This window comes from Aliidongia dinghuensis (assembly GCF_014643535.1).
Classification (GTDB): Bacteria; Pseudomonadota; Alphaproteobacteria; order ATCC43930; family CGMCC-115725; genus Aliidongia; species Aliidongia dinghuensis.
In genome coordinates this window covers 425,456-448,349 of record NZ_BMJQ01000002.1, presented here as the reverse complement: position 1 = coordinate 448,349, position 22,894 = coordinate 425,456, and the positions used below count along the sequence as shown (strand labels likewise).

Here is a 22,894-nt window from a genome sequence, read left to right as displayed (position 1 = left end):
ACGGGCGGTACGCGCGGCGCGCGCTTGTCTTCCCCCCCGGCGGGCACCCATACTCATCATCATGGCCCGAACCCGCGCCGAATATGTCGACCCAACCGAGCCCGCACGGCCGCTGACGCGCTGCTGCGATCACGAGGGTTGCGTCGCCGAAGGCGAGTTCCGGGCACCCCGCTCGCGCGACAAGCTCAACAGCTATTGGTGGTTCTGCCTCGAACACGTACGCGCCTACAACGCCGCCTGGAACTACTACGAAGGCATGAGCGAGGCCGAGATCGAGGCGGACTTGCGCAACGACACGGTCTGGCAGCGGCCGACCTGGCCGCTCGGCTGGCGCCTCAAGATGCGCGACCCGCTCCATATCCTGGACGACGACGATCCGGACGGCAGCCGCCATCCGCGCCAGCGCGAGCTGACCATAGAGGAAAAGGCCCTTGCGGTTTTCGAACTTGACCCGCCTTTCACCTTGGTCGAATTGAAGAAACGTTACAAACTTCTGGTCAAGCGCCACCATCCGGACGCGAATGGCGGCGACAAAGACTCCGAAGAGCGTTTGAAAGTGATCAATCAGGCCTTCGCGCTGTTGAAGGCCAAATACTTCGCCTGAGAGTGCCTGTCCGACCCACCACCTCCGACCCGCCACCCTCGAAACGCCAACCAGTCACGGGATTGTCCAGCCGATGCCTTCCGCCTCTTCCACCGCTGCCGATACGGTCGTCAAGCACACGCTGCCGGACATCACCGTCTCGGTGCGTCAGACCTTCGGCATCGACAGCGACCTGCAGGTGCCGGCATTCAGCGCGGCCAACGAGCATGTGCCGGATGTCGACGAGGCCTACAAGTTCGACCGCGAGACGACGCTCGCGATCCTGGCGGGCTTCGCCTTCAATCGCCGCGTCATGGTCCAGGGCTATCACGGCACCGGCAAGTCGACCCACATCGAGCAGGTGGCGGCCCGGCTCAACTGGCCCTGCGTGCGCATCAATCTCGACAGCCACATCAGCCGCATCGACCTGATCGGCAAGGACGCCATCGTGCTGAAGGACGGTGTCCAGGTGACGGAATATCGCGAAGGCATCCTGCCCTGGGCGCTGCAGAGCCCGACCGCGATCGTGTTCGACGAATATGACGCGGGCCGCCCGGACGTGATGTTCGTGATCCAGCGCGTGCTCGAGGTCGAGGGCAAGCTGACGCTGCTCGACCAGAACAAGGTGATCCGCCCTCACCCGGCGTTCCGCCTGTTCTCGACCGCCAACACGGTGGGCTTGGGCGACACGACCGGCCTCTATCACGGCACGCAGCAGATCAACCAGGGTCAGATGGACCGCTGGAACATCGTGACCACGCTCAACTACCTGCCGCATGACGACGAGGTCGCGATCGTGCTGGCCAAGGCGCCGAACTTCGACGACGAAGCCGGCCGCAAGATCGTCTCGGCCATGGTGGCGCTCGCCGACCTCACGCGCGCCGGCTTCATCAACGGCGACATCTCGACCGTCATGTCGCCGCGCACGGTCATCACCTGGGCCGAGAACACGCGCATCTTCGGCGGCGACATCGCCTTCGCGTTCCGTCTCACGTTCCTGAACAAGTGCGACGAGATCGAGCGGGCGACGGTCGCAGAATATTACCAGCGCTGCTTCGGCACGGAGCTGAAGGAGACCGGGGTCAGGGCCGGCCGCGCCTAAGGCGGCAGGCACGCCATGGGAGCTCCCGAGATGAGCATGGCCGACGACGCGGTGGAGGAGTTCAAGCGGGCGACCGCGGCGACCCTCCGCGCCATCGCCGAGCGCGACGATGTCACCGTCGCCTATGCCGCCGATCCGCCGGGCCTGAACGGCACGAAGGCGCGCCTGCCGGTGCCGCCGCGTGACCTGCCGCCCGACATCGCGGGCCAGGTGCGCGGTGCCGCCGACGCGATCGCGCTGCGCTTGAAGCATCACGATCCGGCGCTGCACGCCCGCCGCCTGCCGCAGGGCGAGCAGGCGCGCGCGATCTTCGAGGCGGTCGAGCAGGCGCGCGTCGAGGCGATCGGCGCCCGGCGCATGGTCGGCGTCGCCGACAACCTCGCCCAAGGCCTGAATGAGCGCTATCGCCGGGCGGGCTTCGACCGGATCATCGAGCGCAGCGAGGCGACGCTGCCCGAGGCAATCCGCCTTATCGCCCGCGAGCAGATGACCGGCGCCCCGCCGCCGCCGGCGGCCCGCCAGCTGATGGAGCTGTGGCGGCCGTTCCTGCAGGACAAGCTGACCAAGGATTTCGCCGCCCTTGCGCGCGAGATCAACGACCAGGACGCCTATGCCTCGGCCGCACGCCAGCTGATCCGCGACCTGGAGCTTGACCTCGGCGAAGTCGAGGGCGACACGAGCGACGGCGACGACGACCAGGACAGCGCCGACCAGGGCGAGAGCGGCGACAGCCAGCAGGCCGAGCAGCAGTCGGGCGAGGGCCAGCGCGGCGAGCCCGAGATGATGCCGGCCGATGCCGAGCCCGAGGACGGCGAAGAGGGCGGCGCCGACGAGATGACCGGCGAGATGATGCCGGGCGCCGCCGACGACGATGACGAGACCCAGCCGGGCAAGGCGAACCAGCGCCATGCCGGCGGCACGGGCACCGATCCCCATGCCTATCGCGCCTATACGACGGCGTTCGACGAGATCGTGCAGGCCGAGGAACTGTGCGACGCCGACGAGCTGACGCGGCTTCGGGCCATGCTCGACCAGCAGCTCTCGAACCTGCAGAGCGTCATCGCCCGGCTCGCCAACCGCCTGCAGCGGCGCCTCATGGCGAAGCAGACCCGGTCGTGGGAGTTCGATCTCGAGGAAGGCCTCCTGGACGCGGCGCGGCTCTCGCGCATCGTGACCAATCCGACCTATCCCTTGAGCTACAAGATCGAGAAGGACACCGACTTCCGCGACACGGTCGTGACCTTGCTCATCGACAACTCGGGCTCGATGCGCGGCCGGCCGATCAGCGTCGCGGCGATGAGCGCTGACATCCTGGCGCGCACGCTCGAGCGCTGCAATGTCAAGGTCGAGATCCTGGGCTTCACGACGCGCGCCTGGAAGGGCGGCCAGTCGCGCGAGCGCTGGATCCAGGACGGCAAGCCCGCGAACCCGGGCCGGCTCAACGACCTGCGCCATATCATCTACAAGCCCGCCGACGCACCCTGGCGTCGCGCCCGCCGGTCCTTGGGCCTCATGCTGCGCGAGGGCATCCTCAAGGAAAACATCGACGGCGAGGCGCTGCTCTGGGCGCACAACCGCTTGCTCGCCCGGCCCGAGCAGCGGCGCATCCTGATGGTGATCTCCGACGGGGCACCCGTCGACGATTCGACGCTCTCGGTCAATCCGGGCAACTACCTGGAAAAGCACCTGCGCCAGGCGATCGAAATGATCGAGCGGACTTCGCCGGTGCAGCTGATCGCGATCGGCATCGGCCATGACGTAACCCGCTACTACCGCCGCGCCGTCACCATCGTCGACGCCGAGCAACTGGGCGGCACGGTGATGGAGAAACTCGCCGAACTGTTCGACGAGGCGCCAAACGGCAGCCGGCAGCAGCGGCAGCGGCGGCTGGCTTAAGGCAAGCGATTGAATATGGCCGAACGTTCGACTGCTTCGTCGCAGGAGGTCCGGTTCAACACAACCAGCTATCCGAGAAATTATCGTTTCCGGATGCCGATGTTGCTCCTTTGGACCTTCGTCTGCATCATCCCGATTGCAGGCCTCATAAAGCTCGCGCTCGCTGCCATTCTCAAACCGGCACAGACCATGATCCTCGTGCCGATGATTGCGATGGCGATCTTGTTCGTTCCGATATTTTCTTGGCTGCTCGCCAACTTTTGGCGAGGTCTGGTCATCCTGCATGCGGATCGCATCGTCTATGGCCCATGGCCCTGGACCCGGACTATTCGTCGAGATGAGCTCGAAGGCTTTCGTGTGGGCGCCAAGCCGATACCGCTGCTAGTGCTGATCCCGAAAGGCAAGCCGCGCGACGCGTTCGTGTTATCCGTGCATCAACTCGGCAAGGACGACCGATTCTGGCACTGGTTCGAGACGCTGGGCGACACGAAATAATCGTTCCGCGCTCCGGGAGCGACAGGCGCGGATACATACCCTCGCCTGCGGGAGCGGGAGGGTGGCGAGCGTCAAGCGAGCCGGGTGAGGGTGTCTCGGACGAACCACCCTCACCCTCCCCGGCCCTTACGGACCGGGTCCCTTCCCTCTCACGCTCATGCGGGCGAGGGACAATCCATCGCTACCTCACCAATATCCCCGAGAACGGTTGCGGGTTGTACGGGAAATCGGCCACCTCGCAGGCGTTCGTGTGGACGTTGATCGAGCCCGCAATGTTGCCCTGCATCTTGCCGCCGATATATCCGTGGAAGGTGATCGCCCCTTCGTAGGACGCGCTCTGGAAGAAGCAGGGTTGGCTGTAGGACCAGCCGAACGAGATTTCGTAATAGTTGCCGGTATGGGCCGGGATGCCGAAGCTGCCGATGTCGGGATGGATGGTGATCGTGCCCGAGACCGGCATGGTCATCTGCGGGATAGCCGGCACGACCTGCGGCGCCCAGATATAGCCGGTGAACGCCCCGGTCGTGGTGTCGATCGAGGCGAAATGCAGATGGTTGAGCGACGGGTTGCCGAAGCCCTCGTCGTCGAGCTCGAAAAATTGCTGGTTATGGACGAACATCGTCTCAAGATCGCTCAATTGAAAATAATATTGTGCCTCCGCCCGGCCTGGGGCCGCGAAGAGGGCGAGCAGCAGCAAGACAGCGAGCCAGCACCGTTTCAGCATGATGAACCTCCAAGGCGCCAAGGAAGCGCCTGCAGAGGAAGCATCGCGGCCGGTCGCGGAAACGGACTCGGTCGAATGTCCACAGGCGCGCTGTCCGACGAGAACGCTCTGCGATCGACCGAAGGTTGAAGACAGCGCAACAGAGTAAATCTCGGCCGGTCGCAGAACAAGATGCCGGCATCCCGCCGCCAGAACTTATTTGGTCAGGACGCCCGAGAACGGCTGCGGGCTATAGGGCAGCGTAGAGATGCCGCAAGCGCTGTAGTTCGAGGTGATCTTGCCAGCGATCGTGCCTCGCATCTTCGCGCCCTGATAGCCGAGGAACGCAATCGCCCCGTGGTAGGACGCCGTGTTGGTGTTGCAGATGCTGCTGATGGTCCAGGAAAATTCGATTTCGTAATGGTTGCCGCCCTGGCTCAATGGGCCGTTAGCCGAGGTGCCTTGGTGGACCGTGAGCTTGCCGGTAACCGGAATGACCTGCTGCGCCGCCGCCGGCAGCAGCTCCGGCGCCCAGATCGCGCCGGTAAAGGCGCCGGTCGTCGTGTCGATGGTCGTGAAATGCAGATGATTGAACGACGCGTCGTCGAACCCCTCGTCGTCCAGCACGAAATACTGCTTGTTTTCGACGAAGATCTTTTCCAGATCCGCGAGAGAGAAGTAATAGGGCACAACTTGAGCCCCAGCCGGGTCGGCCAGCACCGCAAGATATAGGCCGGCCGCGAGGCAGGATCGTTTCAGCATGACGAAACCTCCCACTCTTTAGGGTTGCCGCTATTTCGTGAGCTTTCCCGAGAACGGTTGCGGGCTGAAGGGATAGTCGACGTAGCCGCAGTCCGGCACGGTCGACCGGATCGTGCCGGCGATGTTCGCCTGCATCGTGCCGCCGACATAACCGCGGAACCGGATCGCCCCGTCGTAAGTCATGTACTGGCTGTCGCAGTCGTTGGCATGCGCCCAGAAGAACGCGATCTCGTAGTAAAGCCCCTGCCCTGACGGAATGCCGAACGGGCCGACGTCGGTATGGATCGTAAGCTTTCCCGCGACCGGCACGGTCACTTGGGGTACGTCCGGCTGGACCACGGGGGCCCAGAGCGTGCCCGTGAACACCCCGTCGGTGACATCGATACTGGTGAAATGCAGGTGGTTGAGTGAGGGATTGGCCGTCCCGTCGTTGTCCAGCACGAAATACTGCTGGTTCTGCACGAAGATCTGTTGGAGATCGGCATAGGTGAAATAATAGCCGGTAAAATCGGCCCTGGCCGAGCCTGACGTCAGGGCAAGGAATAACAGCGCCGCCAAACACGATCGTTTCATCATGATGAGCCTCCAAGGCGCCAAGGGAGCGCCTGCGGGGCAAGCATCGCGGCCGGTCGCGGAAACGGACTCGGTCGAATGTCTGCAGGCGCGCTGTCCAACGAGAACGCTCTGCGATCGACCGAAGGCTGAAGACAGCGGCGTACAATACCATCGCAACGGGCAGGGTCATCGGCAAATCCGACCGGCGGCGCAAGCCGCGTACTACCTTCGCTCTCCAGGGATGCCCGGGTCGAGCCCGGGCATGAACTAAGAGACGAGGCCGGTCTACTGCACCAGGACCCCGGAAAACGGCTCCGGGCCAAGGTTGACGCCGCCTGACACGCACTGGACCCAGTCGCTGTTGAACGTGCCCGCGATGTTGGCCAGCATCTTGCCGTCGCGATAGCCGACGAAGGTGATCGCCCCGGTGTAGGACGCACCCTGTTCGAAGCAGTCGGTCGTGTAGGTCCAGCTGAACGTGATCCCATAATTGTTGCCGGTACCGAAACTGTAGCCGTGGTCACCGACGTCGGAATTGATTGTGATTGTGCCCGTGACCGGGACGTTCATCGACTGAAATGACGGCAAGACCTGCGGCATCACGATGTAGCCGGTGAAGTTGCCGGTCGTCGTGTCGATGCGCACGAAATGCAAGTGGTTGGCCGACGGGTTGCCGAGCCCCTCGTTGTCCAACGCGAAATACAGGTGATTCTTGACGAACAGCGTGTCGAGATCGCTCAAGGTAAAATAATACTGTGCCTCCGCCCGGCCCGGGGCCGTGAGGACGGCAAGAAGCAGCAATAGAGCAAGCCAGCACCGTTTCAGCATGATGCACTCCAAGACGCTAAAGGGAGCGCCTGCGGAGACAGCATCACGGCCGGTCGCGGAAGCGGACCTCGGTCGAATGTCCGCAGGCGCACTGTCCGACAAGAACGCTCTGCGACCGACCTAAGGCTGAAGACAGCGAGAAATGGTACCACCTAACCGGGCGCGTCCATCAGCGAATCTGATCGGCGGGGCAAGCCACGCACAGCCTGTCACCCCACGGGGATGCCCGGGTCGAGCCCGGGCATGATGGGAAGAGACGAGGCTGGCGTCCTATTTCACCAGCACTCCCGAGAACGCGATGGGGGAAAAGTTGACGGGGCCTATCTGGCACTCCGCCCAGCTGGCGTCGATCGAACCCGCGATGTTGGCCTGCATTTTGCCGCCACGATAGCCGCGGAAGGTGATCGCCCCGGTATAGGAGGCGCTTTGGTCGAAGCAGAAGGTGCTGTTGTCGTCCCAGCTGAACGAGATGCCATAGTAGTTGCCGGTACCGAAGAGGCCGCCGATGAAGCTGTCGGGATTGATCGTGATCGTGCCCGAGACCGGGAGCGACTTTTTCGCGATCGCCGGTACGATCTGCGGCGCCCAGATATAGCCCGTGAAATTGCCGGTCGTCGTATCGATGTGCGAGAAATGCAGATGGTTGACCGACGGGTCGCCGAAACCCTCGTCGTCCAAGACGAAATACTGCTGGTCCTGGACGAACAGCTTTTCGAGATCGCTCAAGGAAAAGTAATACTGCGCCTCCGCGCGGCCCGGGGCCGCGAGGACGGCAAGAAGCAACAATAGAGCAAGCCAGCACCGTTTCAGCATGATGCACCTCCAAGACGCCATGGGGAGCACCTGCGGAGGCCGCATCACGGCCGGTCGCAAAAACGGACCTCGGTCGACTGTCCGCAGGCGCGCTGTCCGACGAGAACGCTCTGCGACCGACCTAAGGATGAAGACAGCACCCCACGGTAAATTTCATCTGTTACAGGCACAAGCTAACCGTGCATCGAGCGGGTATGACGCGTTCAGCACCTGGCGGGGCCGATCTTTTCCAATGAGAACTGAATCTCGCAGTCCGGCCATCAGCAGCGATCACTGAAATTGATCGCATCACATAGAAATTGAAAATTGGACGCCCGGCGCCCTGGGCGGCTTTAATCATCCCGCGTTAATGTGATCCAGAAATCGGGGACGGGGCGATGCAGGGCGAAGGGCTTTCCAGCGGGCGGTGGCAGTTCTGGATCGACCGCGGCGGCACCTTCACCGACGTGGTGGCCAAACGCCCGGACGGTACGCTCGCCACCAAGAAGCTACTGTCGGAAAACCCGGAGCGTTATCGCGACGCCGCCCTCCAGGGCATCCGCGAGTTCCTCGAACTGGGACCCACGGACCCGATCCCGGCCGAGCGGATCGCCGCCGTCAAGATGGGCACGACCGTCGCGACCAACGCGCTCTTGGAACGCAAGGGCGACCGCACGCTGTTCGTCACCACCAAGGGCTTCCGCGACGCGCTCCGCATCGCCTACCAGGACCGGCCGCATATCTTCGCGCGCCGCATCGTGCTGCCCGAGCAGCTCTACGAGCGGGTCGTCGAGGTCGACGAGCGGATCATGGCCGACGGCACGGTGCTGCAGGCGCCCGATCTCGGCGCCGCGCGGCGCGATCTCAAGAATGCCTATGACGCCGGCATCCGTGCCTGCGCCATCGTGTTCATGCACGGCTACCGCTGGCGCCAGCACGAGGCGGCGGTCGCCCGCATCGCCCGCGAGCTGGGCTTCACCCAGGTCTCGGTCGGCCACGAGACGAGCCCGCTCATGAAGCTGGTCGGCCGCGGCGACACGACCGTGGTCGATGCCTATCTCTCGCCGATCCTCAGGCGCTATGTCGACCAGATCGCGGGCGAGCTCGGCGGCACGCGGCTCATGTTCATGCAGTCGAACGGCGGCCTGACCGACGCGCGCATGTTCCAGGGCAAGGATTCGATCCTGTCCGGCCCGGCGGGCGGCATCGTCGGCGCGGTGCAGTCGACGCTCTCGGCCGGCTTCGACCGCATGATCGGCTTCGACATGGGCGGGACCTCGACCGACGTCTCGCACTATGCCGGCGAATACGAGCGCGCGTTCGACACCAAGGTCGCGGGCGTGCGCATGCGGGCGCCGATGATGCAGATCCACACGGTCGCGGCCGGCGGCGGCTCGATCCTGACGTTCGACGGCAGCCGCTTCCGCGTCGGCCCGCATTCCGCCGGCGCCAACCCGGGCCCGGCCGCCTATGGCCGCGGCGGCCCGCTGACCGTGACCGACGCCAACGTCATGGTCGGCAAGCTCTCGCCCGACTTCTTTCCGAAAGTGTTCGGGCCCGCAGCCGACCGGCCGCTCGACAAGGCCGTGGTCGAAGCGAAGTTCCGGGATCTCGCCGCCGAGATTTCGGAGAAGACCGGCATCGCGCGCAGTGCCGAAGAGGTCGCCGACGGCTTCCTCAAGATCGCGGTCGAGAACATGGCGAACGCCATCAAGGAGATCTCGATCCAGCGCGGCTACGACGTGACCCGGTACACGCTCTGCTCGTTCGGCGGCGCCGGCGGCCAGCATGCTTGCGCTATCGCCGACACGCTCGGCATGACGCGGATTTTCCTGCATCCCTTGGCCGGCGTGCTCTCGGCCTATGGCATGGGCCTGGCCGACTTCCGCGTCATGCGCGAACGCGCGGTCGAGGAGCCGCTCGGGCCCACGACGGTCGACGGGCTGCAGAGCCACGTGGTCCAGCTCGGCGAGGCGGCGCGCGGCGATCTTACAGCCCAGGGCATCCCGGAAAGCCAGATGACGGCGATCCCGACCGCGCGGCTGCGCTACGAGGGCACCGACGCCTTCCTGGTGGTCGAGCTGCCGCCCGCCGGCTTCGATGCAACCGCCGAGCTCGCCCGGCGCTTCGAGGCGGCGCACCAGCGGCGCTACGGCTTCATCGTGCCGGGCAAGCGTCACATCGTCGAGGCGGTCGCGGTCGAGGTCGTGGGCCACATGGACCGGCACGAGGATCCGGCGGTGCCGGCCACGACCGGCGCGCCCAGGCCGCTCGGCCGGACCCGGATCTACAGTCACGGCGCGCAGCACGAGGCCCTGATCTTCGACCGGCTCATGCTCCGTGCCGGCGACCGGGTCGATGGGCCCGCCATGATCGTCGAGCCGACCGGCACAAACATCGTCGAGCCCGGCTGGCAAGCCCTGCTCACGGAGAAGGGCCATCTGGTGCTGACCCGCGCGATACCGCTCGCCCGCGACCACGCGGTCGGCACCAAGGTCGATCCGATCATGCTCGAGGTGTTCAACAACCTGTTCATGTCGATCGCCGAGCAGATGGGCTCGACGCTCGAGAACACGTCGCACTCGGTCAACATCAAGGAACGGCTCGATTTTTCCTGCGCCCTCTTCGACGGGGAGGGCGAGCTCATCGCCAATGCGCCGCACATGCCGGTGCATCTGGGCTCCATGGGCGAGAGCGTGAAGACGATCATCCGCCTCAACCCCGACATGGCGCCGGGCAACGTCTATGTACTGAACGCGCCCTATAACGGCGGCACGCACCTGCCGGACGTGACGGTCGTGACGCCGGTGTTCCTGGGCGAGTCCCTCAAGCCGATCTTCTACACGGCGAGCCGCGGCCATCACGCCGACATCGGCGGCCTCTCGCCCGGCTCCATGCCGCCCGGCAGCCGCACGGTCGAGGAAGAGGGCGTGTTGATCGACAATTTCCTGCTGGTCGAGCGCGGCCGGCTGCGCGAGGCGGAGATGCGGGCGCTCTTGGCGTCCGGCCCCTACCCGGCGCGCAACCCGGACCAGAACATCGCCGATCTCTCGGCCGAGATCGCCGCCAACGAGAAGGGCGTGAGCGAACTCCGCCGCATCGCGGGCCAATTCGGGCTCGCGACCGTCCAGGCCTACATGCGCCACGTCCAGGACAATGCAGAGGAGCAGGTCCGGCGCGTCATCGACGTGCTGAAGGATGGTGAATTCGCCTACGAGCTCGACAATGGCGCCGTGGTCAAGGTCCGGGTCACCATCGACAGGGCGAAGCGGGGTGCCCGCATCGACTTCACCGGCACCTCGGCGCAGCTGCCGGACAATTTCAATGCACCGTCGGCCGTGTGCTTCGCCGCCGTGCTCTATGTCTTCCGCACGCTCGTCGACGACGACATCCCGATGAATGCCGGCTGCATGCGGCCCTTGCAGGTCGTGATCCCCGAGGGCTCCATGCTGAACCCGCGCCATCCGGCCGCCGTCGTCGCCGGCAATGTCGAGACGAGCCAGGTCGTGACCGACGCGCTCTACGGCGCCTTGGGCGTCATGGCCGGCGCCCAGGGCACCATGAACAATTTCACCTTCGGCAATGCGACCCACCAATATTACGAGACGATCTGCGGCGGCGCCGGGGCCGGGCCGGACTTCGACGGCACGACCGCGGTCCATACCCACATGACCAACTCGCGCCTGACCGATCCCGAGGTGCTGGAATGGCGCTTCCCGATCCTGCTCGAGAGCTTCGCGATCCGCCCGGACTCGGGCGGCGCCGGGCGGCATCAGGGCGGCGATGGTACGGTTCGGCGGCTGCGCTTCCTCGAGCCGATGAATGCGGCCATCCTGTCGAACCGCCGGCGCGTGCCGCCCTATGGCCTGGAGGGCGGTGCCGCGGGCCGGCCTGGCCGAAACCGGGTCGAGCGCGCGGACGGCACGGTGACCGAACTCGCGTCGACGGACGAGACCGCGATGGCACCGGGCGACGTGTTCGTAATCGAAACCCCGGGCGGCGGCGGGTTCGGGCGGGCGTGAGGATGCACCCTCATTATGTCATCCCCGCGAAGGCGGGGATCCATGCGCAAGCCGGAGGCTTGTCGCAGGGCCGACATATCGATGGTGCCGGCAATGAGCAGCCTTCGCTTGCCCTGGGTTCCCGCCTGCGCGGGAACGACGGGGAAAGGGTTACTTTCATGACTCTTCCCTCGAATACCCCTTAAGCTTGCCTAAAAAGGCGCCCGCCAGAGGACGCCCCAATATCCCCCAACAGGAGCTTCACCCCGATGAGACAGATCTTGGGCATCCTCGCCATGCTGCTGGCCGGCTTCGCCGCCGTGGCACCGGCCTCGGCCGAAATCAAGGGCGACGCCGTGCGCATCGGCGTGCTGAACGACCAGTCCGGCCCCTATGCCGACCTGGGCGGGCCCGGTTCGGTCGTGGCCGCCCAGATGGCGATCGACGATTTCGGCGGCTCGGTCCTGGGCAAGCCGATCAAGCTCCTGGTCGCCGACCATCAGAACAAGGCGGACGTCGGCCTGTCGATCGCGCGGCAATGGTATGGGCCCGACCATGTCGACATGATCATCGACTTCACCAATTCGGCGATCGCGCTCGCCGTCCAGGCGCTCGCCAAGGAGCAGGACAAGCTCGCGATCTTCACCTCGGCCTCGTCGTCGGATCTGACCGGCCCCGCCTGCACGCCGACCGGCATCGCCTGGACCCACAACAACTGGTCGAACGCGGTGGCGCCGATCCGGGCGCTCATGAAGCAGGGCTACGACAGCTACTTCTTCCTGACCGCCGACTATGCCTTCGGCAAGAGCCTCGAAGCCGACGCCACGGCCGAGATCACGCGGCTCGGCGGCGCGGTCAAGGGCTCCGTCCGCCATCCGCTCAACACGGCGGATTTCTCGTCGTTCCTGCTGCAGGCCCAGGGCTCGGGCGCCAAGGTCGTCATGCTGGCCAATGCCGGCGCCGACCTGATCGGCTCCTTGAAGCAGGCCGGCGAATTCGGCATCTCGCCGAAGCAACTGGTGACAGCGCCGGTCGTCTATCTCTCCGACGTCAATAGCATGGGGCTGAAGGAAGCGCAGGGCCTGCTGCTGATGCAGTCCTGGTACTGGGACACCGACGACAAGACCCGCGCCTGGGCCAAGCGCTATTTCGCCAAGATGAACCGCATGCCGAACGACAGCCACGCCGGCGTCTATTCGGCCATCACCCATTACCTGAAGGCGATCCAGAAGGCCGGCACCGCCGACACGGATCCGGTCGTGGCCGCCATGAAGGCGACGCCGGTCGAGGATGTCTTCACCGCGCACGGCGAGATCCAGTCGAACAACAAGCTGGTGTTCGACCGGCTCTTGATGCGCGTCAAGAAGCCCGAGGAATCGAAGTATCCCTGGGACTATCTGGAAAAGGTCGCGACCGTACCGGCGGCCGAGGCGTTCCTGGCGCCGGAGAAGACCGGCTGTCCGATGTCGAAGTAGGAGGCGGACAGACCCTCTCCCGCAAGCGGGAGAGGGCGTTTTCTCATTACGCCTCTTCCTGGCCCACGCCGTTCGCGCGCAGCCAGGCGAGGCAGCGGGACATGCCGTCCTTGGCGTCGGCCTCGTTGTAGCTCGGCCGGTAGTCGGCGTTGAAGCCATGCTGGGCGTCGGGATAGACGACGATCTGCGACCGGGTGTTGCCGGTTTCGAGCAGCTTCGCGCGCATGGTCTCGACATGCTCCTTGAGGATGCCCTGGTCGAGCCCGGCATAGAGGCCGAGGATCGGCGCCTTGATCTCGCCCGCGACATCGACCGGGTTGGTCGGCATGGCGTCGGTCGGCGTGCCGACGAGCGGGCCGTACCAGGCGACACCGGCCTTGAGGTTGTGATTATGCGCGGCATACATCCAGACCGTCCGGCCGCCGCGGCAGAAGCCGGTGATGCCGAGGCGCCTCGTATCGCCGTGGTTCTTGCCGGCCCAGGCGACGGTCGCATCGAGATCGCTCATCTCGGTCTTGTCGGGCGCCTTGTTGACCGTCGCCACCACCTCCTTGATGTCGGTCATGGCGACGACGTCGCCGAGCCGGCTATAGAGCTCCGGCGCGATAGCGAGATAGCCCTGCTTCGCGAAGCGGCGGCACATGTCCTTGATATGCTCGTGCACGCCGAAGATCTCCTCGACCACGAGCAGGACCGGGTGCGGGCCGGGCTTGGCAGGCTGCGCGCGATAGGCCGGGATCGTACCGTCGGCGACCGGGATCTGAACCTCGCCGGCGACGAGTCCCTCGGTATCGGTCGTGATCGTGCTCGCCTGGACCGGCTGCACCGTGAGCGCGAAGCCGGCCGCGAGCGTGGTGACGACGAAGCCGCGGCGGCTCAGGTCCATGGTCGGAAACAGGCCAGCAATATCGGATGCGACATGACGCATGGTGAACGTTCCCTCCTCGGAGATGGGGAGATTGGGCGAGACCGACCCTAAGCCCGAGCGGAACTCGTTCGCCGATCAAACCTGCGCGAGCGGCGAAATGCCGCGCGGCAATCAGTAGTCGAATTTATAATTGACACCCATGCTGGTCGACTCGGAACCGGTGCCGACCGTGGCGTCGACCGTCACGCGCGGCACAATCTCGACCTCGACCCGCGCCTTGGTCGAGCCGGCCCCGGCGCCCTGGTCGACGCCGACGAACACCCCGGGGGCGACATATTTCCCGCCACTGACCGAAGCACCACCGAGCGCGCCCTTCTGGCTGCTGCTGCTGGAGCCGCTCGAGGTGGAGGTATTGTCGGAATTGAGCGTCAGCCGGTCGAGCCCGGTCGCGTTGCGCACTCGGTCGAGCACGCCCGGGCCGCCGCCGCTCGCGAGGGAGGCCGCGGCCGCCGCGAGCTGCAGGCCCTGCACCGCCGAGACCTGGCCGACCGAGGTGCCGAACAACACGCGCGACAGCACCTCGTCCTGCGGCAGTTCGGGCGTCGAGGTGAGCTTCAGCGTCGGGCTGGTGGGCGAACCCTGCAGCAGGACGTTTGCGGTGATGTCGGCCGTCTTGGCGGTCGCCAGCAGGTCGAGCTCCGGGTTGGTGCTGCCGGCGAAGCCCACGATGCCGCGCTGGATCGTGAAGGTGTGGCTCAAGACGGCGAAGGTGCCGTTCGCCACCTCGAACTGGCCGGTCACGACCGGTGCGGCACTGGTGCCGCCGACATGGAGCTTGCCGCGCCATTCGCTGTCGAGCCCGCGCCCGCGCACGAAACATTGCCCGGGGGAGCTGAAATCGATGTCGAGCGTGGCGGCGAACGGCGGGGCCGCCGCCTGGCTCTCCGGCGCGCGGCGGTTCGGATAGCGTGAATCGATGCGCACCACGTCGAGCTTCGCGACATTGGGCGGCAGCTGGTCCGGGACGTTGATGTCGGCGCGGTCGAGCGTGATCGCCGCCTTGACCGCCGGACCGGAAAGCGGCCCGGAGACGGCGGCCGTGCCGCTGACGATCGCCGTCGCGGTATCGCCGCGCGCGGCGGTGAAGCTCTTGAGCTCGGCCTTGAGGTCGAGCGCCGGCCCGCCGGCCGCCGCGAGATCGACCCGGCCCGAGGCGCCGACCGTGCCCTGGCCGCCATCGTTGCCGGCGAGGCTACGCAGCACGAAGGATTGCTGGTTGCCGGCGAGATCGACTGTAAGCGCGCGCAGCGTCATGCCAGAGGCGTCATTGTCGTAACGCCCATCGCGGATCGCGAGCTGGCCGCCGGCGTCGGGATGGGCGACGGTGCCGCCGACCGAGAGATCGATGGTGAAGGCGCCGCCGACCCGGTCCTCGCCCAAGGGCAGCATCTCGCTCAGCGTCTCGAGCCGGCCCTCACCCTCGAGCTTGAACAGAATGGCACCGTCGGGCGGGATCACGACACCCGAGAGGTCCGGCTTGATCTGCAGCGGACCGTGGCCATAGAAGCCGATTGCCTGGTTCTTGAGCCCGTCGACCTTGCCCTTGACGTCGACCCGCCCCGGTGCAAGCTCGGCAGTGACGGCGACGCCGACCGGCGGCAGATCCGGATGGGTCGCGGCCGCGAGCTTCAGATCGGGCACAGCGACCGTGACGGCGCCGGCCGGCCGAGCGGGCGAGCCCGAGAGCTTCGCCGAAAAGCCGAGCGTGCCCTCGGTTCCCGCCTGGCCCGCGAGCGCGCCCAGGGCGCCGATCGACAGGTTCTTGCCGTCAAGATCGAGCTTGAGGCTCCTGCCGTCCGCATTGCCGGCGCCGGTAATGCTGCCCTGGCCCACGGCGAGCGCCAGGTCGGCGAAGCTCATGCCCGTTCCCTTGCGCGCCAGTGTCAATTGCCGGCGCAGATCGAACGGCAGGTCGGCAAACTTGCCGTCGAACTTCGCGAGCCTGAGCGTCGCGTCGCTGCCGGGCCCGAGAGCCAAGCTGCCCTGGGCGGCGACCTGGAACGGCTTCTGCGCCGTGCCGGCGCCGTCGAGCGTGAAGCCGAAGGCACCCGCCTTGTCGCTCGCTGCGGCAAGCTTGGCATGATCGACCGAGGCGCCGGCGGCCACGAGCTTGGTCACGTCGAGCGTGAGCTTGCCGCGCGGTCGCGCCCAGATGTCGGAGAGATCGGCCGCGAGGCCCAGATGCTCGAGTGTAGTCCGGCCATTGTCAGCGCTGGCGCCGACCGCGAGATGGGTCGCATCGAGATCGAGCTTGGCGGCAGTGCCTGCAAGCTTGCCCGTGATCTTGACGCCGCCGCCGAGCGGCATGCCCGCGAGCGGCGCCCAGGCGACAAGGTCATTGACGGCACCATCGATGCTGCCGCTGCCGCGCTTGGCCGCAAGGTCGACCGTGCCGTCCACGGCGAGCCGCGTGCCCGGTCCCGCGAGCTTCAGGTCCTTGACCGTATAGGCGGCATCGCCGGTCTGGGCCACCGTGCCGGCGAGCGTCGCCGAGAGCTGGCCCGCATCGAGCTTTGCCTGCAGGGCCACGCTGCGCTGGATCAGGCTCGCGAGCTTCGCGGTCACGGCCAGCCGGTCGATCTTCCGGCCGCCGGCCTCGATGCCGGTGCCGTCAACCTGTGCGGTGACGGCCGGATCGTTCGGCTTGCCGGTCGCATCGACCGTCACGGTCGCCTGGCCGGCATAGCCGGCACCGAGCGCCGCAAGGCGCGGCAAGCTGAGCACCGCCTTGCCGTCGAGCGCCTCTGCCTTCGGGTCGAACGTGCCGTGCCCGGTCAGGTTCACGTCCGTCCCGGAGACGGCGAGATCGGCGAGCGAGAGAGTGCCCGCGGCCGAGCGCCCGCCCGCCGCCTTGAGCGTGACGGTGCCACCCAGCAGCCCATCCGCCTCAGGGATGCCGGTCTTGAGATCGGCGAGGCGTCCCGTCAGCTTGGCGTCGATCGCCTTGCCGTCGGGACTCGCGACCGTGCCGTCGAGCGTCACGCTGCCGCCGAGCGCCAAGCCTGCCAAACCACCGAAGCGGGCGAGATCGGCCGCGGCCAGATGCAGCGTGCCGTCGGCTGCAGTGCCGTCGAACCGGCCCGACGCCTCGAACGCGACGCCGGCGCCGGACGCGGTCGCCTTGCCGAGCTGGATCCGGCTCGCCTGCTTGTCGGCGGTGAGGTCGACCGTCCAGTCGAGCCGGTCGCCGAGCGCGTCGGGCGGCGGCGCGCCGGCGGCCTTGATGCCGTCGAACCGGCCGCCGCCGGTAATGTGCAAGAGGTCGTCGGTGCCGGTGACCAGGTCGAGCTTGGCGGTCACCGTGCCGACGCCGTTCTCGCCGGCCGAGAGCCCGTGCGCGTCGAGACGGATCGATGCGGTCGGCCGGGCGACGGCGCCCTTCATGCCGAGGTCGAGCTCGAAATTGCCCTGGACCGGCTGGCCCGCGACGCTTTCGAGCGTGTGGACGTCGCCCTTGATCGTCGCCGTGGCGTCGAGCGTCTGCTTCGCCGGGTCGAACCAGCCCTTGGCGGCGACCGAGCCGGCGGCGAGCCGTAAGTCGGCGTGGTCGAGCGTGATCGGCTTGTCCTTGGGACCGGCCGCTGCGATGTCGAAGGCGATGTCCGTGCCGGCAGCGGGCTTCATCTGGTCGGCGAGCAGTGCTGCGACATCGGCCGTGCCCTTGATCGACGCGGCCCAACCCTGATCGAGCTTGGCCTTGTCAAGCGCCAGGGAGAGATCGGCCCCGAGCTTGGCGCCGCCGCCGGTCGAGCCGTCGAGCCGGCCGTGCCAGCCGGTGAGCGGGCCGCTGCCCTTGAGCGTGAGGTCGAGCGGCTGCGCGCCCGCATCCGGATCGAGCTTCGCCATGAGCTCGCCCGACTGGTCGGCCGCTTCGAGATCGAGGGTGAGCGTCCGATCGTCGAGCGTCAGCGCCAGGGTCGCCTTGCCCGGCGCCGCGCCGACGCGCACGAGCGAGATCGCCGCATCGGCGCGCCCGCGATGCAGGCTGGCCTTGCCATCGAGCGTCAGGCGCGCCGGCTCGCCCAGCAACGGGGCGCCCAAGTCGATCGCCGGCACGTCGAGGCTGCCAAGCTCGATTCCGACTGGCAGGCGCGGCAGCGAAAACGGTTCGTTCGACGGCTGGGACGGCGTGGTCGACGGCAGCGGCGCCCGCGCGACCAGGATATGGCCGGCGGCGATGCGGTCGATCCTCGCCGTGCCGCGGAGCAGTGCCGCCGCATCGAGATCGACCGCAGCATTCTCGACGGTCAGCCACGTGCCGTCACGGTCGGCGAGCTCGAGCCGGGCGAGCCGCAGATGGAACGGCACGGCACCCTCGAGGCCCGCGATGGTCGCCTTCGTGTCGGCACTGGTGAGCGCGCCCGTCACCTGCGCCGTGAGCCAGGCATGGCCGCCGGCGCTGCCGAGCCACCAGAGCCCGCCGGCGAAGGCGACGACGATCAGCACGACGATCGCGGCAAGGCCGAGGCCGATCCAGCGGAGCACGCGCCTCATGGCTTCTTCCTTTCCGTCATTCCCGCGCAGGCGGGAATCCAGAGCGAGCGACGGCTATGCATCCAGCCTTTGCGGCCGCCCTGAATCCCCGCCTGCGCGGGGATGACGGGGGAAGAACTGCCTGGCGTCACCATCCTAGAACGCCTGTCCGAGGCTGACATAGATCTGGATCGGCGAGTCGACATTGCCGCGCGGGTTCAAGGGGGTGGCAAGATCGAGGCGGACGGGGCCGACCGCCGTGAAATAGCGGAGCCCGATGCCGGCGCCCAAGGCCACGCGGCCCTTGAAGTCGGGGAATTGGCTCGCGTAGTCGGAACCGGCATCGAGGAACGGCACCACGCCGATCGTGTCGGTGACCTTGGTGCGGAGCTCGGCGCTCACGACAGCGAGCGAGCGGCCGCCGATCGGGTTGTCGAATTTGTCGAGCGGGCCGCCCTTCTGATAGCCGAAACCGCGCACCGAGCCGCCGCCACCCGCATAGAAGCGATGGTCCTTGGGAATCTCGGCGAGCGAGGTGCCGACGGTGGCGCCGAGCGTCGCCTGCAGTGCCAGAACGTAGGTGCCCTTGGGGTCGAGCCCGTCGTACCAGCTGCCGGTCAGCTTCGACTGCAGGAAACTCAGGTTCGAGCCGATCGCGCGCAGATAGGGGGTCGTCTCCAGTGCCGCGCGATAGCCCGAGGTCGGGTTCAGGAGATCGTCGCTCGCGTTCTTCTTCACGAACAGCGGCAATCCCACCAGCGTGTAGACGCGCGTGTCGACCTTCTCGTCGACGCGCGCATGCTCGGCCAGGATCGAGGCACCACCGGTGAGCGTCGGATCGAAACGCCGCTCGAGCCCCAGCTGCGCCTTCTGGTCGATCGAGCGGAAGGCGTCGACATTCTGATTCTCGAACGCGATCGAGGCGACCAGGTCCTGGTCGGTGCGCCACAGGTCGGGCCGGCGGAACGTGGTGTTCAAGCCATTGTCGGTCGTGCCGCCGGTCGCGGTGACCTTCAGGCTCTCGGCGCCGCCGAACAGGTCGCGATGCTCCCAGGAAACATTGGCCGAAATGCCCTGGGTCGTATTGTAGCTGGCACCGACGCCGACCGAGCGGGGCGCGCGCTCGATGATGCGCACCTGCATGGGGACGGAGCCGTCGGGTGCCACCGGACCGTCCGGCATGACGTTCACCATGCCGAAGAGCCCGCTGCCGACCAGCGCCTGGCGCGTCGCGTCGACCTTGGCCTGATCATAGGGCTCGCCCGCGGTCCAGGTAATGCGGCGCCGGATCCAGCGCTCGCGCAGGCGCGTGAGCCCGTCGACCTTGACGGCCCCGAACCGTGCCGGCGCCCCCGGGTCGAGCACGATCGTCACCTCCATGGTCTTGGTGGCGATGTCGACCACGACATGCTTGTCGGTGACCCTGGCGAAGGGATAGCCCTTCACCTGGTAGAGCCGGGCGATCTTCGCATCGGCGTCGACGATCGGGCTCGAGACGGCCGGCCCGCCGACCGTGAGCCCGACCGTGGCCGGATCGAACGGGCCGATGTCCGGCGGGGCAGCGCCGCCCGCGGTCGTGAGCGCGACCTTGGCAAGCGTATAGCGCGGGCCGGGCGTGACCTTGAGCTCAACCTGGACCGGCGTCGCCTTGTCGTCGATCACCGGGTCGATATGGGGCTCGTAATAGCCGGCGGCCTCGATCACCGCGGTCAGCCGGTCGGTGTCGTCGCGCGCGCGCCGGGTAAGCGCGCCGATCGTCTCCGGCGGCTTCGACTCCTGCAGCTTGACGAGCTGGGAGCTCGCCTCCAGGTCGGACTGCAGCGCGCTGTCCTCGATGCCCGTGATCTTGGTCTCATAGGCGACCGGCTCCGCCCGGGCGACTGTCGAAGACATGAGCAAGACGAGGAAGCCGGCCCGACTGAGGCACCAGGACAGGCGCCGGCGCGGGCGGGCGGAGGGGCGGATCATCACGGCAAACGGCGCCTGCTGAAGCGGGTTCCGCAACCTTGGCGTCACTTCGTGCCGAACAGCCGATCCCCGGCATCACCCAGGCCAGGCACGATATAGGCGTTCTCGTTCAAGCACTGATCGAGGGCCGCACCGAACACCCGCACGCCCGGGTGAGCGTCGGCGAATTTCGTCATGCCCTCGGGTGCTATCACCAAGGCCAGGAAACGGATGCGCGCGTCATCGACGCCACGTTTGTTGAGCACGTCGACCGCATGGATCGCCGAATTGCCGGTCGCCAGCATCGGGTCGACGATGATGAAGAGGCGCCCTTCCGGCTCCGGCAGCTTCACCAGATATTCGACCGGCATTTTGGTATCGTGATCGCGATAGAGCCCGATATGCCCGGTGCGCGCCGACGGCATCAGCTCGTGCAGGCCCTCGGCCATGGTGAGCCCGGCGCGCAGGATCGAGACGATCGCCACTTTCTTGCCGTGGATGCGCGGCGCGTCCATGGCGACGAGCGGTGTCTCGATCCGCTCCGTCGTCAGCGGCAGGTCGCGCGTCAGCTCGTAGCCCATCAAGAGCGCGATCTCTTTGAGGAGCTGACGGAACTGGATGGTCGGCGTGGTCTTGTCGCGCATCAGGCTCAGCTTGTGCTGGATGAGCGGATGGTCCACGAGCTGAAGCGAGGGGAAGGCGGCGGTCACGGGATGGCGGGCTCCGGATCGAAGAGACCCTAGGGTTATATGCCGCAAGCCCCTCTCTGTGCAGGGCAAAACGCCGTCCCCTGGGCCTCGCCGTCAGGGCCCGAACCGACAGTCGACGCGCAGCACGCGGCCGGCCTCAAGCGCGTAGCATGATACCTGCCGCCTATGGCGTAACGATTCTGTAGTTAAAATTTCATTGACGATCGTTTCATGTGGAAACAATCATCGGCTGCCTCCAACCGGGAGGTTACAGCCGAGGGTGCTCACCGCATGACCGCCATCGCGATCATTGGCGCCGGATTCAGTGGCACCTTGCTGGCGCTTCATCTGTTGCGCCGGACGCCCGCCAGCGTGCGGGTCGTGCTGATCGAGCGGCACAACCGCTTCGCCCAGGGGCCGGCCTATGCGACCGGCAATCCGAGCCATCTCCTGAACGTGCCGGCCGGGCGCATGAGCGCCTTCCACGACCGGCCGTCGGATTTCCTCGAATGGCTGGCGCGCCAGCCGGACGCAGCATCCGACGTCGGTCCGGCGAGCTTCGTGCCACGCCGGCAATTCGGCGTCTATATCCGCCAGCTGCTGCACGAGGAGCTGAAGCGCCCAGGGGCGGCCGACCGGCTGGAGCTGGTGCGCGGCGACGTGGCAGCGGTCGAGGCGGAACCGCACGGGCCGCTCTCGCTCTGCATCGGCGCCGAGCGGCGCATCGCCGCCGACCTGGCCGTGCTCGCCATCGGCAATTTCCCGCCGGAGCCGCCGGTGATCGCCGATCCGGCCTTCTTCGACACGCCGTTCTACCAGCCCGACCCCTGGGCTGGCGACACGCTGAACAGCCTCGACCCGGATGCCCCCGTGCTGCTGATCGGCACCGGCCTCACCATGGTCGACACCGTGATCTCGCTCGAGGACGCCGGCCATCGTGGGCCGATCCACGCCCTGTCGCGCCGGGGCCTGACGCCGCGCTGCCATGCCGCGGGCGCCATCGCGCCGCGCCGGCCGGGGGCGGCGATCCCCGACCGTCTCACCGACAGCCTGCGCATGCTGCGTGCCGAGGCCCGGCGCGCCCAGCGCGAGGGCAGCAGCTGGCAGGCTGTTCTCGACGAGCTCCGGCCGTTCGGGCGCGATCTGTGGCAGGCGCTGCCGCCGCAAGACCGGTCGCGCTTCCTGCGCCATCTCCGGCCCTGGTGGGACGTGCATCGCCATCGCCTGGCACCGGCCGTCTCGCAGCGAATCGAGGCCGCGCGCGCCCGCGGCCAGCTCATGATCCATGCCGGCCGGATCGAAAGCATCACCGCCGGCAGCGAGCGGGCGACGCTCGTCTATCGGCCGCGCGGCGCCGACGAACGGCGCACGCTCGACATCGCCCGTGTGGTGAATTGCGCCGGGCCGGCCTGCGATTTCGACCGGATCCCGCATCCGCTGGTCCGCCGCCTGCTCAAAGACGGGTTCGTCCGGCCCGACCCGCACCGGCTCGGCCTCGATGTGACACCATCGGGCGCGCTCAAGGACCGCTCCGGCGCCATCTCGCGCCAGCTGTTCGCGGTCGGTCCGGTAACGCGCGGTGCCTTCTGGGAAATGACCGCCGTGCCGGACATCCGGCGGCAATGCGAGCTGCTGGCAGCTCAGCTTGCCATGCTGGCGTAATGG

The 22,894-nt window shown here is 67.0% G+C and carries 16 protein-coding genes; 7 read left to right on the top strand and 9 right to left on the bottom strand.

The features are described 5' to 3' along the window. Positions 1 to 61: 61 nt before the first annotated feature. From IEY58_RS05410 to IEY58_RS05395, 4 genes are all read left to right on the top strand, one after another. Positions 62 to 604, top strand: a complete 543-nt coding sequence (locus tag IEY58_RS05410; RefSeq protein ID WP_189043549.1) for a J domain-containing protein — start codon at positions 62 to 64, stop codon at positions 602 to 604. Between the two features lie 73 nt (positions 605 to 677). After that, complete coding sequence (cobS, locus tag IEY58_RS05405) at positions 678 to 1,685, top strand: cobaltochelatase subunit CobS (protein ID WP_189043281.1); 1,008 nt, start codon at positions 678 to 680, stop codon at positions 1,683 to 1,685. A gap of 30 nt (positions 1,686 to 1,715) precedes the next feature. Further along, a complete protein-coding gene (gene cobT / locus IEY58_RS05400; protein ID WP_189043273.1) occupies positions 1,716 to 3,581 on the top strand; it encodes a cobaltochelatase subunit CobT in 1,866 nt (621 codons plus the stop codon). 15 nt (positions 3,582 to 3,596) lie between these two features. Further along, positions 3,597 to 4,076, top strand: a complete 480-nt coding sequence (locus tag IEY58_RS05395; RefSeq protein ID WP_189043265.1) for a hypothetical protein — start codon at positions 3,597 to 3,599, stop codon at positions 4,074 to 4,076. 181 nt (positions 4,077 to 4,257) lie between these two features. On the opposite strand, the gene IEY58_RS05390 is transcribed toward IEY58_RS05395, so the two are convergent. The 5 genes from IEY58_RS05390 to IEY58_RS05370 all read right to left on the bottom strand — a co-directional run bounded on the left by IEY58_RS05390 (position 4,258) and on the right by IEY58_RS05370 (position 7,737). Continuing rightward, positions 4,258 to 4,800, bottom strand: coding sequence for a hypothetical protein (locus IEY58_RS05390; protein ID WP_189043264.1), 543 nt, complete (start codon positions 4,798 to 4,800; stop codon positions 4,258 to 4,260). 195 nt (positions 4,801 to 4,995) lie between these two features. Continuing rightward, the gene (locus tag IEY58_RS05385) at positions 4,996 to 5,541 is read right to left on the bottom strand and encodes a hypothetical protein (RefSeq protein WP_189043262.1); all 546 of its coding nucleotides are present in this window, start codon (positions 5,539 to 5,541) and stop codon (positions 4,996 to 4,998) included. Positions 5,542 to 5,571: 30 nt separating this feature from the next. After that, entirely contained in the window at positions 5,572 to 6,117 is a 546-nt protein-coding gene (locus tag IEY58_RS05380) for a hypothetical protein (protein WP_189043260.1), read from the bottom strand. 264 nt (positions 6,118 to 6,381) lie between these two features. Further along, the gene (locus tag IEY58_RS05375) at positions 6,382 to 6,924 is read right to left on the bottom strand and encodes a hypothetical protein (protein ID WP_189043258.1); all 543 of its coding nucleotides are present in this window, start codon (positions 6,922 to 6,924) and stop codon (positions 6,382 to 6,384) included. Between the two features lie 270 nt (positions 6,925 to 7,194). Then, a complete protein-coding gene (locus tag IEY58_RS05370; RefSeq protein ID WP_189043256.1) occupies positions 7,195 to 7,737 on the bottom strand; it encodes a hypothetical protein in 543 nt (180 codons plus the stop codon). A 377-nt stretch (positions 7,738 to 8,114) separates the two neighbouring features. On the opposite strand from IEY58_RS05370, the gene IEY58_RS05365 reads away from it, so the two are divergent. Both IEY58_RS05365 and IEY58_RS05360 read left to right on the top strand, forming a co-directional pair. After that, positions 8,115 to 11,738 (top strand): hydantoinase B/oxoprolinase family protein, encoded by a 3,624-nt coding sequence (locus tag IEY58_RS05365; RefSeq protein WP_189043254.1) that lies wholly within the window; start codon positions 8,115 to 8,117, stop codon positions 11,736 to 11,738. A 248-nt stretch (positions 11,739 to 11,986) separates the two neighbouring features. After that, a complete protein-coding gene (locus IEY58_RS05360) occupies positions 11,987 to 13,192 on the top strand; it encodes an ABC transporter substrate-binding protein (RefSeq protein WP_189043252.1) in 1,206 nt (401 codons plus the stop codon). A gap of 46 nt (positions 13,193 to 13,238) precedes the next feature. On the opposite strand, the gene IEY58_RS05355 is transcribed toward IEY58_RS05360, so the two are convergent. The 4 genes from IEY58_RS05355 to upp all read right to left on the bottom strand — a co-directional run bounded on the left by IEY58_RS05355 (position 13,239) and on the right by upp (position 21,250). Beyond that, positions 13,239 to 14,120 carry a dienelactone hydrolase family protein gene (locus tag IEY58_RS05355; protein WP_189043250.1) on the bottom strand — a complete coding sequence of 294 codons (882 nt, stop codon included), beginning with the start codon at positions 14,118 to 14,120 and terminating at the stop codon, positions 13,239 to 13,241. A 111-nt stretch (positions 14,121 to 14,231) separates the two neighbouring features. Then, positions 14,232 to 18,614: a translocation/assembly module TamB domain-containing protein gene (locus IEY58_RS05350; protein WP_189043248.1), complete on the bottom strand. Its 4,383-nt coding sequence runs from the start codon at positions 18,612 to 18,614 to the stop codon at positions 14,232 to 14,234. A gap of 135 nt (positions 18,615 to 18,749) precedes the next feature. Then, the gene (locus IEY58_RS05345; protein ID WP_189043240.1) at positions 18,750 to 20,561 is read right to left on the bottom strand and encodes an autotransporter assembly complex protein TamA; all 1,812 of its coding nucleotides are present in this window, start codon (positions 20,559 to 20,561) and stop codon (positions 18,750 to 18,752) included. 44 nt (positions 20,562 to 20,605) lie between these two features. After that, positions 20,606 to 21,250, bottom strand: a complete 645-nt coding sequence (gene upp, locus IEY58_RS05340; protein ID WP_229743502.1) for a uracil phosphoribosyltransferase — start codon at positions 21,248 to 21,250, stop codon at positions 20,606 to 20,608. 270 nt (positions 21,251 to 21,520) lie between these two features. On the opposite strand from upp, the gene IEY58_RS05335 reads away from it, so the two are divergent. Beyond that, positions 21,521 to 22,891 (top strand): FAD/NAD(P)-binding protein, encoded by a 1,371-nt coding sequence (locus tag IEY58_RS05335; protein WP_189043238.1) that lies wholly within the window; start codon positions 21,521 to 21,523, stop codon positions 22,889 to 22,891. The last annotated feature ends 3 nt before the right edge of the window (positions 22,892 to 22,894 follow it).

Bases quoted from the DNA above. Each gene is read 5' to 3' on its own strand.
- IEY58_RS05410 (WP_189043549.1), top strand. From the start codon at position 62: ATGGCCCGAACCCGCGCCGAATATGTCGACCCAACCGAGCCCGCACGG.
- cobS (WP_189043281.1), top strand. From the start codon at position 678: ATGCCTTCCGCCTCTTCCACCGCTGCCGATACGGTCGTCAAGCACACG.
- cobT (WP_189043273.1), top strand. From the start codon at position 1,716: ATGAGCATGGCCGACGACGCGGTGGAGGAGTTCAAGCGGGCGACCGCG.
- IEY58_RS05395 (WP_189043265.1), top strand. From the start codon at position 3,597: ATGGCCGAACGTTCGACTGCTTCGTCGCAGGAGGTCCGGTTCAACACA.
- IEY58_RS05390 (WP_189043264.1), bottom strand. From the start codon at position 4,800: ATGCTGAAACGGTGCTGGCTCGCTGTCTTGCTGCTGCTCGCCCTCTTC.
- IEY58_RS05385 (WP_189043262.1), bottom strand. From the start codon at position 5,541: ATGCTGAAACGATCCTGCCTCGCGGCCGGCCTATATCTTGCGGTGCTG.
- IEY58_RS05380 (WP_189043260.1), bottom strand. From the start codon at position 6,117: ATGATGAAACGATCGTGTTTGGCGGCGCTGTTATTCCTTGCCCTGACG.
- IEY58_RS05375 (WP_189043258.1), bottom strand. From the start codon at position 6,924: ATGCTGAAACGGTGCTGGCTTGCTCTATTGCTGCTTCTTGCCGTCCTC.
- IEY58_RS05370 (WP_189043256.1), bottom strand. From the start codon at position 7,737: ATGCTGAAACGGTGCTGGCTTGCTCTATTGTTGCTTCTTGCCGTCCTC.
- IEY58_RS05365 (WP_189043254.1), top strand. From the start codon at position 8,115: ATGCAGGGCGAAGGGCTTTCCAGCGGGCGGTGGCAGTTCTGGATCGAC.
- IEY58_RS05360 (WP_189043252.1), top strand. From the start codon at position 11,987: ATGAGACAGATCTTGGGCATCCTCGCCATGCTGCTGGCCGGCTTCGCC.
- IEY58_RS05355 (WP_189043250.1), bottom strand. From the start codon at position 14,120: ATGCGTCATGTCGCATCCGATATTGCTGGCCTGTTTCCGACCATGGAC.
- IEY58_RS05350 (WP_189043248.1), bottom strand. From the start codon at position 18,614: ATGAGGCGCGTGCTCCGCTGGATCGGCCTCGGCCTTGCCGCGATCGTC.
- IEY58_RS05345 (WP_189043240.1), bottom strand. From the start codon at position 20,561: ATGATCCGCCCCTCCGCCCGCCCGCGCCGGCGCCTGTCCTGGTGCCTC.
- IEY58_RS05335 (WP_189043238.1), top strand. From the start codon at position 21,521: ATGACCGCCATCGCGATCATTGGCGCCGGATTCAGTGGCACCTTGCTG.